The sequence below is a fragment of the Amycolatopsis sp. NPDC089917 genome (assembly GCF_040684635.1).
In the GTDB taxonomy this organism is placed as follows: domain Bacteria; phylum Actinomycetota; class Actinomycetes; order Mycobacteriales; family Pseudonocardiaceae; genus Amycolatopsis.
On the sequence record NZ_JBFBGL010000035.1, the window covers coordinates 80,170 to 92,077 of the forward strand.

Genomic DNA, 11,908 nt, shown 5'->3' on the forward strand with positions numbered 1-11,908 from the left:
AGAAGCTGGCGCTAGCTGTCCAGCACGACGGCGACGATGCCCGCGAAGTGCGCCAAGCGCGCCACCTCGGCGGCCCGGAAGTTCGGTCCGCCCGGCCGGGCGACCAGCAGCGCCTTCCCCGGCTTCCCCAGCGGGGTGGCGGCGAGTTCGGTCCCCAGTTCCTTCCAGGTCTCCGGGACCCAGGTCTCCTCGGCGTCGAGGATGGTGGCGCGTTCCAGCGGCAGCCACGGCAGGTCGGTGATCGGCGTCTCGGGAGCCGCGCTGGATGACGCCAGCCGCACCGCGCCCGCCTCCGAGTACTCGACGACGACGGCCCAGCCCGCCCGGATGATCCGCGGCACCCCTTCGGCGAGGATCTCCAGCCCCGAAGCGGGCTTCGCGGCGATCTCCTCGACCAGTTCGAGCTCGCGATGGGTGTCCAGCACCCCGGCGTACGGGCGGACGGCGTCGACCTCGACACCGTCGACGCTCTCGGCGGCGGTGATCAACGCGTCCGGCAGCCTGCCGGAGGGGATTTCGACGACGAGGTCGTCGATGGCGAGACCGCCGCTTCGCTCGACCACGTCCACACTCAGGATGTCGGCGCCGACGGTGCCGAGCGCGGTGGCGACCGCGCCGAGGGTCCCCGGGGTGTCCGGTAATTGGACCCGGATCAGGAACGACACACGCGCCCCTCTCGCCTCAGGCGTTCCAGCCTCGCCGTGGAACGCGCTACGCCGGGCGCCGATTGTGACAGACCGGACGGTGTAATGGGGCCCGCCATCCGGCCTTCGGGATAACGAACCAGGCACTCCTCAGCCGGAGTGCCCTGGCGTAACCCAGTCGAGTCCGCCGACACCGCCACCATAGACTTGCAGCTTCCGACAGAACCCGCACAGCACACCCCGGGAGTCACCCGCGTGCCCAACATTTCCCGCGACGAGGTCGCGCACCTCGCCAAGCTGGCCAGGCTTGCCGTCACCGAAGAGGAGCTGGACGTCTTCGCAGGCCAGCTCGACCAGATCCTGGACTCGGTGGCCAAGGTGAGCGAGGTCGCAGGCGAGGACATCCCGCCCACGTCGCACGCCGTGCCGCTGACCAACGTGTTCCGTGAGGACACGGTCCGACCGGGGCTGACCCAGCAGCAGGCGCTGGCCGGTGCTCCGGCCAGCGAAGAGGGTCGTTTCCGGGTGCCGCGGATTCTGGGAGAAGAGCAGTGACCGAACTCATCAAGCTGACCGCCGCCGAGCTGGCGGAGAAGATCCAGGCCCGTGAGGTCTCGGCCGTCGAGGTCACCCAGGCCCACCTGGACCGGATCGCCGAGGTCGACGACCACATCCACGCGTTCCTGCACGTGGACACCGAGGGCGCGCTCGACGCGGCCCGCGCGGTGGACGCCGACGTCGCCGAGGGCAAGGCGCCGAAGTCGGCGCTCGCCGGGGTGCCGCTGGCGCTCAAGGACGTGCTGACCACCAAGGGCATCCCGACCACCGTCGGTTCGAAGACCCTGGAGAACTGGATCCCGCCGTACGACGCCACCGTGACGCGCAAGCTGCGCGAGGCCGGTGTCGTGGTGCTCGGCAAGACCAACATGGACGAGTTCGCGATGGGCTCCTCCACGGAGAACTCCGCGTTCGGCCCGACGCACAACCCGTGGGACCACGCCCGCATCCCGGGCGGTTCCGGCGGCGGCTCCTCGGCGTCCATCGCGGCGTTCGAGGCCGCGATCGCGATCGGCACCGACACCGGCGGCTCGATCCGCCAGCCCGGCGCGGTCACCGGCACCGTCGGCGTGAAGCCGACGTACGGCGGTGTCTCCCGCTACGGTCTCGTCGCCTTCTCGTCGTCGCTCGACCAGGCCGGTCCCTGCGCGCGGACGGTGCTCGACGCCGCCCTGCTGCACGAGGTCATCGGCGGGTACGACCCGATGGACTCGACCTCGATCGACGCGCCGGTCCCACCGGTGGTCGCGGCGGCCCGCCAGGGCCTGACCGGGGACCTCAAGGGCGTCCGCGTCGGCGTCGTGAAGGAATTCGCCGGCGACGGCTACCAGCCGGGCGTGTTGCGGTCCTTCGAGGCCGCCGTCGAGCAGCTGCGCGCGCTCGGCGCCGAGGTCGTCGAGGTCTCGTGCCCGAACTTCACCTACGCGCTGCCCGCGTACTACCTGATCGCGCCGAGCGAGTGCTCGTCGAACCTCGCCCGGTTCGACGCCATGCGCTACGGCCTGCGCGTGTCCGACGACGGCGCGCACAGCGCCGAAGAGGTCATGTCGCTGACCCGCGAGAAGGGCTTCGGCCCCGAGGTCAAGCGCCGCATCATGCTCGGCACGTACGCGCTGTCCTCGGGCTACTACGACGCCTACTACGGCTCGGCGCAGAAGGTCCGCACGCTCATCACGCGGGACTTCGAAGCCGCGTACGAGAAGGTGGACGTGCTGGTCTCGCCGACCACGCCGACCACCGCGTTCAAGATCGGCGAGCGCGTCGACGACCCGATGGCGATGTATCTGGCGGACCTCTGCACCATTCCGTCGAACCTCGCCGGAAACGCCGCGATGAGCGTCCCGAGTGGACTGTCGCACGAGGACGGCCTGCCGGTCGGTCTCCAGATCATGGCCCCCGCGATGGCCGACGACCGGCTGTACCGCGTCGGCGCCGCCTACGAGGTCGCGCGCGACGCCGCCAATGGCGGTTCGCTGGTGCACGAGGTTCCGGAGCTGGGAGGAAAGAAGTGACCGCCGTGGTTGAGTTGATGGACTACGCCGACGTCATCGAGCGGTTCGACCCGGTGCTGGGCCTCGAGGTGCACGTCGAGCTGAACACGAACACCAAGATGTTCTGCGGCTGCGCCAACGAGTTCGGCGGCGAGCCGAACACCAAGGTGTGCCCGACCTGCCTCGGTCTGCCCGGCGCCCTGCCCGTCGTGAACGCCAAGGCGATCGAAGGCGCGATCCGCATCGGGCTGGCGCTCAACTGCGAGATCGCCGAATGGTGCCGGTTCGCCCGGAAGAACTACTTCTACCCGGACATGCCGAAGAACTTCCAGACCTCGCAGTACGACGAGCCGATCGCCTTCAACGGCTACCTCGACGTGACGCTGGACGACGGCGAGGTCGTGCGCGTCGAGATCGAGCGCGCGCACATGGAGGAGGACACCGGCAAGTCGCTGCACGTCGGCGGCGCCACCGGCCGGATCCACGGCGCCGAGCACTCGCTGCTCGACTACAACCGCGCGGGCGTGCCGCTGATCGAGATCGTCACCAAGACGATCGAGCACACCGGCGAGCGCGCCCCCGAGGTCGCCCGCGCGTACGTGAGCGCCCTGCGGGACCTGCTCAGCGCGCTGGACGTCTCCGACGTCCGCATGGACCAGGGTTCCCTGCGCTGCGACGCGAACGTTTCGCTGATGGCCAAGGACGCGACCGAGTTCGGCACGCGCACCGAGACCAAGAACGTCAACTCGCTGCGCAGCGTCGAGCGCGCCGTGCGCTACGAGATGACCCGCCAGGCGGCGATCCTCGCCGAGGGCGGCTCGATCAAGCAGGAGACGCGGCACTTCCAGGAGGCCGACGGCACCACGGCGTCCGGCCGCACCAAGGAGACCGCCGAGGACTACCGGTACTTCCCGGAGCCCGACCTGGTCCCGATCGCGCCGTCGCGCGACTGGGTCGAGGAGCTGCGCAAGACGCTGCCGGAGATGCCGTCGGAGCGCCGCAAGCGCATCCAGCGCGAGTGGAACCTGACCGACGAGGCGCTGCGCGACCTGCTCAACGTCGGCGCGGTCGATCTGGTCGCCGCGACCGTCGAGGCGGGCGCTACGCCGGACGAGGCCCGCAGCTGGTGGGTCAACACGCTGGCGCAGGAGGCCAACTCCCGCGAGATCGAACTGGCGGAGCTGGCGATCACCCCGGCGCAGCTGGCCGAGGTCATCGCGCTGGTCAACGCCGGTGAGCTGACCAACAAGCTGGCCAAGGAGGTCGTGCAGGGCGTCCTCGCCGGCGAGGGTTCGCCCGCCGAGGTCGTCGAGAAGCGCGGCCTGAAGGTCGTCTCCGACGACTCCGCGCTGATCGCGGCGGTCGACGAGGCGCTGGCCGCGCAGCCGGACGTCGCCGAGAAGATCCGCGGCGGCAAGGTGGCCGCGGCCGGGGCGATCGTCGGTGCGGTCATGAAGGCCACCAAGGGCCAGGCCGACGCCAAGCGCGTGCGCGAACTGATCGTCGAGCGAGTCGGTGCCTGATCTCGCTTTGAAGAGGGTCACCTGGCGTGAGTGGCTCGGCCTCGCGGCCGGGCTGCTCGCGCTGGTGGCCCTGTTCCTGCCGTGGACGACGCTGACCGCGTCGCGCCCGGAGATCGAGGACGCCCTGACGACGTTGCCCGCGAACGACGTCACGCGCGACGCGTGGCACGCGGGATTCCTCGCCTGGGCGCCGCTCTTCCTGGTTTTCCTGCCCGGTCTGGCCGTCGTGCTGTTCGGCCGCGTCGGCGCCGTCCGCCGCGCGGGCCTGCCGCATCTGTGGCTGATGGCGGTCATCGGCGCACTGCTGCTGATGGTGCTCGGCTGGACCACCCTCGACTGGCAGTTCGACGCCGACCAGCGCGGGATCTTCTCCGCCGCCGGCATCGAGATCGGCACGGGTCTCGGCCGCTACCTCGGCCTGGCCGCCGCTGTCGTCTCCGCCGTCGTCGCGTTCCTCGACGTCCGGCTCCTGCGGGCCGAAACCCGCACCCGCCGCCGCTGAGGCTTTCACGCATTTAGTTCTCTGGATGCACGAGGCCTACGCAAGTGGTCACCTACTTGCGCAAGACGCGCGCGAAGGGGACTTTCCCCGCATCAGACGCAGGTAAAGTCCCTTCGCGTCGGGCCCGCTGATTCTCGGCGCCGCTCAGGCCCGTAGCGCCGATTTCAGATGTCGCGAAAGCCACTTTCGGGACACCTGATGTCCCGAAAGTGGCTTTCGCGACACCCGCGCGCCGTCGCCGTCGCCGTCGCGCCACCCCCTGACCCCTCTCCGCCTTTGGATGCATAGGGGTTGCGCAAGAAAGCGCTTTCTGCCTACCGTATGTGGGCCTCATACGGACGGTGGAGGTCACGGGTGACGACCGGGAACCCCCTCCGGGCGGCCATCATCGGCACCGGAGGAATCGCCAAAAGCCATCTAGCCGCCTACGAAGCCCATCCGTCGGAAGTGACCGTGGTCGCCGCGGCCGACGTCGACGAAGCCAGGGTCGCCGGATTCAGCGCCGGCGACATCAAGCCGTACACCGATCTCCAGCGGCTTCTCGACGAGGCGAAGCCTGACATCGTCTCGCTCTGCACCCCGCCCGCGCTGCACGTCGAGCAGACCGTGCGGGCGTTGGCCGCCGGGGCGTGGGTCTGGTGTGAGAAACCGCCTTGTCTGTCCCTGTCCGAATACGACGAGATCACCGCGGCCGAGTCCGAGGGCGGGCCGTACGCGGGGTTCGTGTTCCAGCACCGGTTCGGTTCCGCCGCCGGGCATTTCCGCGCGCTGCTGGCCGCGGGCGAACTCGGGCGGCCGCTCGTCGCGCACTGCCAGACGACGTGGTTCCGCGACGCGGAGTACTACGCCGTCCCGTGGCGCGGCGACTGGGCGACCGAAGGCGGCGGACCCGCGATGGGCCAGGGAATCCACCAGATCGACCTGCTCCTGCACCTGCTCGGCGACTGGGCCGAGATCCGCGCGATGACCGGCAGGCTCGTGCACGACGTCCGCACCGACGACGTCTCGACGGCGTTGGCGCGCTTCGAATCCGGCGCGCTGGCCACGGTGGTCAACAGCGTGCTCTCGCCCGACGAAGTGAGCCGGATCCGCATCGACTGCTCCGGCGCGACGGTCGAACTGACCCACCTGTACGGCTACGAAAACGACGACTGGACCTACACGTCCGCCCCGCACGTGAGCAAGGAATGGCGCAAGCCGGCGACGAACGTCGCCAGTTCGCACACCGCTCAGCTGACCCACCTCCTCGCCGCGATCAGGGCGGGGGAACGTCCGCCGTGCAGCGGCGCCGAAGGGCGGCGGGCGCTCGAATTCATCGCCGCGCTGTACAAGTCCGCGTTCACCGGACGCGCCGTCCACGCGGGCGAAATCACCTCCGAGGATCCCTTCTACACAGCCATGAACGGGGAATCGTGAGCGCACCCATCACCGTCACCCACCGGCACGGCGAACGCGTCACCGTCGAGGCCGCGGGTGTCGAACTTCTGTCCTATGTGTACAAACCCGATCCGGCCGCCTACGAGTCGCGCAAGCCGTACACGCATCCGCTGCGGACACTGGCCGGACGCCAGGTCAGCGCCTACCGGCCCTCGGATCACCGCTGGCACAAGGGGCTCCAGATGACGTCGAGTCATCTGTCCGGCCAGAACTTCTGGGGCGGCTGGAGCTATGTGCCCGGCGATCGGTACCGGGACCTGCCGGGCCTCGTCGGTTCGATGCGGCACGACGGCTTCGAGGAGTTCGCCGTCGAGGACGAAAGCCTGACGCTGGGCGAGAAACTGACCTGGGTCGAGAACGGCGGCGGGGAATGGGCGCGCGAACGACGTGATCTCGTCGTCCATTCCGTCGCGCCGGACGAGGGCTGCTGGGCCCTCGACTGGGCGATCACCTTGACCAACATCCGCGACGCGCCACTGGAATTCGGCAGTCCGACGACGGCAGGGCGCGAGATGGCGGGCTACACCGGGCTGCACTGGCGCGGGCCTCGCGAGTTCAGCGGCGGCGAGATCCTCGGCCCCGGCGCCCTGGGCGGCGAGGAGATGATGGGACGGCAGGCGCCGTGGCTGGCGTTCGTCGGCGAGCACGACGAGGTCGACGCGAAATCAACGCTGGTTTTCGCGCACGCGCCGGAAAACGAGCGGGCGATCCACGAGTCGCACTGGTTCGTCCGGTCGCGTGCCATCCCGACGGTGGCGTTCTCCTGGGCGTTCTTCGACGAGTTCACCCTGCCGCCCGGGGAAAGCTTCCATTACCGCTACCGCGTGGTGGTGGCGGACGGCGCCTGGGACCGCGACCGCGTCGAGCGCTATCTGAAGACCCATGGATTCTGAGGAGGTCCCCGTGTTCCCGCTTCCCGGCGGCATCGGCCTTTCCCATCTGCGCGCCTACCCCTGGGAGGCCGCGGACGGGGTGTGCGGTGGCAGCCCGCATCTGCACCTCGCCTGCACCGAGGCCTACGTCGTCACCGGCGGCCGCGGCGCGGTGCAGACGCTCGACGCCGGCGGCTACCGGGAGACCGGTCTCGAAGCCGGGGTCGTCGCGTGGTTCGCCCCCGGGACGGTCCACCGGATGGTGCAGCGCGACGACCTGCGGATCACCGTGCTCATGCAGAACAGCGGCCTGCCCGAAGTGGGCGACGCGGTCTTCACCTTCCCGCCGCCGATCCTCGCCGACCCGGACGCGTACGCCGAGGCCGCCGCGATGCCCGTCGACGACGACACGGCCCGTCGCCGCCGCGATCTCGCGATCGCGGGCTACCTGCCTATCCGGGACGCGCTCGTCTCGGGGGATCCCGGTCCGCTGCGGGACTTCCATCGTGCGGCCGCCGCGCTGGTCGCGCCGAAGGTCGGCGCCTGGATCCCGCTCTGGCGCTCCGGTGCGCTGGCCGCCGCCGAACTGACCGGGGAACACCTGAAGGCCTTGGCGAACGGTGACGCGAGCCATCTCGACCGATCCGGTGTCCGGGTCGTCCGGCCGTCCGAAGAGGACGGTTACGGCATGTGCGGCCGCAGGGTGGAGTACAGGATTGAAATGTGACCATGTGGTCATCTATTTGTCTGTCATGACTCACTCGGGACTCTCGTCGCGCTGCTGTCCGGCGCCCTGGTCCTCTGCAGCCACGGGTTCCGGGCCACCGTCGGCAAACCGCGGCGGACGATCACCAGCGGGATGTCCATGGGGACACCCCGGGCCGGTTCGACGGACCGGCGCGACGGCGATCCCGCCCTGCTGCCCCGGATGGACACCGGCCGCTGGCCCGCCACCGATCCGCATCGGCTCACCGTCGCCGCGACCGCTACCGGCTCGTACCGGACCTGTTCGACCCTCAGGGCAAGGAAAAGGCCATGCCGCCGTCGTTCACGCGGCCTTCGCGTACCTAGTCCTTGCCGCCCCCGCCGGCGCTGCTCACCGGCGTGATGATGAGGACGCGGTCGTCGCTCGACACCGGTGACCCGCCGTCCTTGTTGAGCGTCCCGGTCACCGCCATCTGCGGGTTGATCATGCTCATCGCGCCCATCCGGCCGAAGGTCTTCGGCGGCTTGCCGACCTTGCCGTCCATGCTGACGTTGGGCTTGCCGGTCACCGCGCCGTCCGGGGTGACCGGCAGGTTCTGCAGGTTCCCCGCTGTCGACGTCGTGAGGGTGAGATAGCCGGTGGCCTCGACGAAGTCCGCGCAGCCGGCCACGCCGGGCTTGTCGGTCCAGCTCCACGCCGGGGTGCTCAGCGGCTGGCCCGCGCGAAGCCGGTACAGAACGTCCTTGTCGGCCATCCGGTCCGTCAGCCACAGGCGCGAACCGCTCTGGTCGCGGCACAGCCCGCCGGGGGAGTGCACGCCGGTCGAGAAGACCGCCGAGCCCGCCGTCGGGTTGCCAGGGGCCGGCTTGCCGGAGGTGTCGATGCGCAGCACCTTCCCGGCGAGCGACGCGGGATCGGCCGCGAGCCCGGGGTTGCCCGCGTCGCCGGTGGCGACCAGGAGCGCGCCCTTGGCGTCGGTGCCGATCGCGCCGCGGTTGCCGCTGGAGCCCTTGGGGATGCCGGTCAGCACCGGTTTCGGCGCCTGCCCCTTCGCGAGCCGGACGACCCGGTTGTCGGTCGGGGTGGTGATGTAGGCGAAGACGAGCTGGTCCTCGGCGAAGCCCGGCGAGAGGGCGAGCGAGGTGAGGCCGCCGTCGCCGGCACCGTCCACCGGGATGGTGGCCCAGTCGGCTGGATCCTTCCCGGCGGCGGCGAGCTTGATCCGGCCGCTCTTGCGTTCGCCCGCGAGCGCGCTGGGCGAGGTGCCGTCGCCGGGGATCGCGGCCACGGCGGCGACGGTGTCCAGGCAGGTCGCGATGACGGCCTTGTCGAAGTCCTTGCATCCCTGCGGCGGCGGGACCGGCGTCGGCGGCTGGTTCTGCCCGTTCCCCCGGCCCGGGCCGCCGGGACCGGAGTCGCCCGCGTCGCCACCGGGTCCGACCTGCGGCGGGACCTCGGGGGACGGGGGATTGACCGGGGTGAACTTCTGCCCGGCGGCCGTGTTGTCGAAGTCGGCGCAGCCGGAGAGCATCAGCGCGCCGCAGGCCAGGATGGTCAGCGGCGCGGTCCATTTCCGCCGGTACCGGGTACGCACGACGCCAGCGTAGGTGGGCGTACGTGAGCCAAGGGTAAGCGGTACTGGATACCGTGGTGATCATGACGGTAACCGTGCTCGTACCCGACGAAGAGGGAGTGGCGGCGCTTTCGGAGATCGAAGGCGTGCGCCCGGTGGTGTACCGCCGCGGGGAGCCAGTGCCCGCCGAGGCCGCTCAGGCCGAGGTCCTCGTGACCGGTGACCGGCCCAGCGAGGAACTCTGGCGCGAACTGCCGAACGTCAAACTCGTGCAGCTGCTGGTGGCGGGGGCCGAGGACTGGGTCGGCAAGGTGCCGGACGGCGTCCTGCTCTCGACCTGCCGCGGCGCGCACGGCGGGAGCTCGGCCGAATGGGTCGTCGCGGTCCTCCTGACGATCTACCGCGATCTCGGCGGATTCGCCGAGGGCCACCGGCGCAAGCACTGGGAGCGCCGGATCACCGACACCCTCCAGGGCAAGCGGGCGCTCATCGTCGGCGCGGGGGACCTCGGCAGGCATCTGCGCCGACGGCTGGAGACGTTCGACGTGCGCTGCACGATGGTCGGCACGACGGCCCGCGAAGGCGTGCACGGCGTCGGCGAGCTGCCGGAGCTGCTGCCCGAACACGACATCACGGTGCTGATGGTGCCGCTCACCCCGCATACCCGGGGCCTGGTCGACGCGGCGTTCCTGGCCGCGATGCCGGACGACGCGATCCTGGTCAACGTCTCGCGAGGGCCGGTCGTGGTCACCGACGCGCTCGTCGCGGAACTCGCGTCGGGACGGCTGCGCGCCGCCCTCGACGTCACCGAGCCCGAGCCGCTGCCCGCCGGGCATCCGCTGTGGGACGTGCCGGGACTGCTGCTGACACCGCACGTCGCGGGAGCTGTCAGCGGGAGGCGGCAGCGCGCTTACGCGGTGGCCGTCCGGGAGCTGAGCCACTATATGAGCGGGGAACTGCCGAAGAACCTCGTCCACGGCGAATACTGAGCGGCATGGCGACTCTTCATGTCGGCTGCGCGATGTGGACGCACAAGGCGTGGGCCGGGCGGTTCGTGCCGCGATCGGCGCCCGCCGGGGAACGCCTGCGGGCGTACGCCGGGTGGTGCAACGCGGTCGAAGGCAACACCACCTTCTACGCGACGCCCGCCCGGGACACCGTCGCGACGTGGGCGCGGCAGACCGGTCCCGACTTCCGGTTCGTGGTCAAACTGCCCAAGGTCGTCACGCACGAGAAACGGCTCACCGGCGTCGAAGCCGAGATGCGGGCGTTCCTGGACGCGATCGAACCGCTCGGCGAACGGGCGGTCCTGTGGACGCAGCTGCCCGCTTCGTTCGGCCCGTCCGACGTCGACGTCCTCGGCCGCTTCCTGCGGCGGCTGCCTGCCGGCCTCCGGCGTGCCGTGGAGGTGCGCCATCCCGACTTCCACTCCGACGCGCGGGCGACGTCGCTGCTGGAGGGGGCACTCGCCGACGCGAACGCCGAGTGGGTGCCGTTCGACACCGTCGTGTTCTTCGGCAGCCCGCCGGTCAGCGAGGCCGAACAGGACGCCTGGGCCAAGAAACCCCGGCTGCCGCGGCGGACGCGGGCGCTGACCGACCGGCCGGTCGTCCGGTATCTGGGCCGGGATTCGGTCGAGGAGACCGTCGAAGGATGGCGGCCGTGGGCCGAGGTCGTCGCCGGCTGGCTGCGCGAGGGCCGTTCGCCGACGATCTTCCTGCACACCCCCGACAACGACGACGCCCCGGAGCTCGCCCGCCGGTTCCACGACGACGTGCGCGCCCTGGTGCCCGGACTCGATCCGCTGCCGGAGCCGGAACCGGTCGAACCCGCGACCCTGTTCTGAGCTGCTCCGCCACTCCGCCTGTCTTCGAAACAGTCGCCTGACGGGCCGGTTTCCCCTACCCTTCGCGCGTGAGCGATGACTATCAGACCAGCATGATCTCGGACGTGGCCGACGCGGACAGCGGCCCGGCCCCGGCGGAGACCAGGGGCGGGATCGATCTCGGTCTGCTCGTCCTGCGAGTGGTGCTCGGCGTGACGATGGGCGCGCACGGGCTCCAGCACCTCTTCGGCGCTTTCGGCGGGCCCGGGGTCGGCGGCTTCGCCAAGGTGCTCGGCAGCCTCGGTTACACCAGCCAGACCACGCTGCTTTCGTGGATCACCGGCATCAGCGAGCTGCTCGGCGGCGCGCTAGTCCTGGTGGGCCTGTTCACCCCGGTCGGCGCGGCCGCGCTGGTCGGGGTCTGCGCGAACATCGTGTTCGTGAAGTTCGGCGGCGGGTTCTTCCAGAAGGACGGGCAGGGCTTCGAGTTCGAGCTCCTGCTGGGCGCCGCTTCGCTGACCGTCCTGCTCGCGGGATCCGGCCGGATCGCGCTGGACGTCAACACCCCCTGGCGGAAGCGGCCGCTTTCGTTCGGGCTGATCGGTCTGCTGCTGGCCGCCGCCGCTTCGGTCGTGGTGATCGTCCTCTGCCGCTGACCACCCGCGGCTCCCCGTGCCGTGCGTGTCATGAAAGGGTCGTTCAGGACGTTTTTCGTCCTGAACGACCCATTCATTTAAAATGGGGGGGGGGTGTCCCCCACATTTTAGGGTGGAGATAG

12 protein-coding genes are annotated in these 11,908 nt (G+C 70.4%); 10 read left to right on the plus strand and 2 right to left on the minus strand.

Going from position 1 to position 11,908, the window contains the following annotated elements:
- Window positions 1-11: 11 nt before the first annotated feature.
- Window positions 12-665 (minus strand): amino acid-binding protein, encoded by a 654-nt coding sequence (locus tag AB0N89_RS24935; RefSeq protein ID WP_364208377.1) that lies wholly within the window; start codon window positions 663-665, stop codon window positions 12-14.
- A gap of 234 nt (window positions 666-899) precedes the next feature.
- Between AB0N89_RS24935 and gatC the strand changes: the two genes are divergently transcribed.
- The 7 genes from gatC to AB0N89_RS24970 all read left to right on the plus strand — a co-directional run bounded on the left by gatC (window position 900) and on the right by AB0N89_RS24970 (window position 7,753).
- Complete coding sequence (gatC, locus tag AB0N89_RS24940) at window positions 900-1,199, plus strand: Asp-tRNA(Asn)/Glu-tRNA(Gln) amidotransferase subunit GatC (protein WP_364208380.1); 300 nt, start codon at window positions 900-902, stop codon at window positions 1,197-1,199.
- Window positions 1,196-2,713 carry an Asp-tRNA(Asn)/Glu-tRNA(Gln) amidotransferase subunit GatA gene (gene gatA, locus AB0N89_RS24945; RefSeq protein WP_364208383.1) on the plus strand — a complete coding sequence of 506 codons (1,518 nt, stop codon included), beginning with the start codon at window positions 1,196-1,198 and terminating at the stop codon, window positions 2,711-2,713. Before gatC ends, gatA begins: the two co-directional genes overlap by 4 nt.
- Window positions 2,710-4,215, plus strand: coding sequence for an Asp-tRNA(Asn)/Glu-tRNA(Gln) amidotransferase subunit GatB (gene gatB / locus AB0N89_RS24950; RefSeq protein WP_364208386.1), 1,506 nt, complete (start codon window positions 2,710-2,712; stop codon window positions 4,213-4,215). The genes gatA and gatB overlap by 4 nt, the downstream gene beginning before the upstream one ends.
- Window positions 4,208-4,717 carry a hypothetical protein gene (locus AB0N89_RS24955; RefSeq protein WP_364208389.1) on the plus strand — a complete coding sequence of 170 codons (510 nt, stop codon included), beginning with the start codon at window positions 4,208-4,210 and terminating at the stop codon, window positions 4,715-4,717. The genes gatB and AB0N89_RS24955 overlap by 8 nt, the downstream gene beginning before the upstream one ends.
- Window positions 4,718-5,071: 354 nt before the next feature.
- Entirely contained in the window at window positions 5,072-6,133 is a 1,062-nt protein-coding gene (locus tag AB0N89_RS24960; protein WP_364208393.1) for a Gfo/Idh/MocA family oxidoreductase, read from the plus strand.
- On the plus strand, window positions 6,130-7,047 hold the full coding sequence (locus AB0N89_RS24965) for a PmoA family protein (protein ID WP_364208396.1): 918 nt from the start codon (window positions 6,130-6,132) through the stop codon (window positions 7,045-7,047). The genes AB0N89_RS24960 and AB0N89_RS24965 overlap by 4 nt, the downstream gene beginning before the upstream one ends.
- Window positions 7,048-7,057: 10 nt before the next feature.
- Window positions 7,058-7,753 carry a cupin gene (locus tag AB0N89_RS24970; protein ID WP_364208399.1) on the plus strand — a complete coding sequence of 232 codons (696 nt, stop codon included), beginning with the start codon at window positions 7,058-7,060 and terminating at the stop codon, window positions 7,751-7,753.
- Window positions 7,754-8,093: 340 nt separating this feature from the next.
- On the opposite strand, the gene AB0N89_RS24975 is transcribed toward AB0N89_RS24970, so the two are convergent.
- Entirely contained in the window at window positions 8,094-9,326 is a 1,233-nt protein-coding gene (locus AB0N89_RS24975; protein ID WP_364208402.1) for a PQQ-dependent sugar dehydrogenase, read from the minus strand.
- A gap of 62 nt (window positions 9,327-9,388) precedes the next feature.
- Here AB0N89_RS24975 and AB0N89_RS24980 point away from each other — a divergent pair, with 62 nt between their 5' ends.
- The 3 genes from AB0N89_RS24980 (at window position 9,389) to AB0N89_RS24990 (ending at window position 11,786) form a co-directional block, all read left to right on the plus strand.
- Entirely contained in the window at window positions 9,389-10,294 is a 906-nt protein-coding gene (locus AB0N89_RS24980; RefSeq protein ID WP_364208405.1) for a 2-hydroxyacid dehydrogenase, read from the plus strand.
- A 32-nt stretch (window positions 10,295-10,326) separates the two neighbouring features.
- Entirely contained in the window at window positions 10,327-11,151 is an 825-nt protein-coding gene (locus AB0N89_RS24985) for a DUF72 domain-containing protein (RefSeq protein ID WP_364208414.1), read from the plus strand.
- A gap of 92 nt (window positions 11,152-11,243) precedes the next feature.
- Complete coding sequence (locus AB0N89_RS24990) at window positions 11,244-11,786, plus strand: DoxX family protein (RefSeq protein WP_364208417.1); 543 nt, start codon at window positions 11,244-11,246, stop codon at window positions 11,784-11,786.
- The last annotated feature ends 122 nt before the right edge of the window (window positions 11,787-11,908 follow it).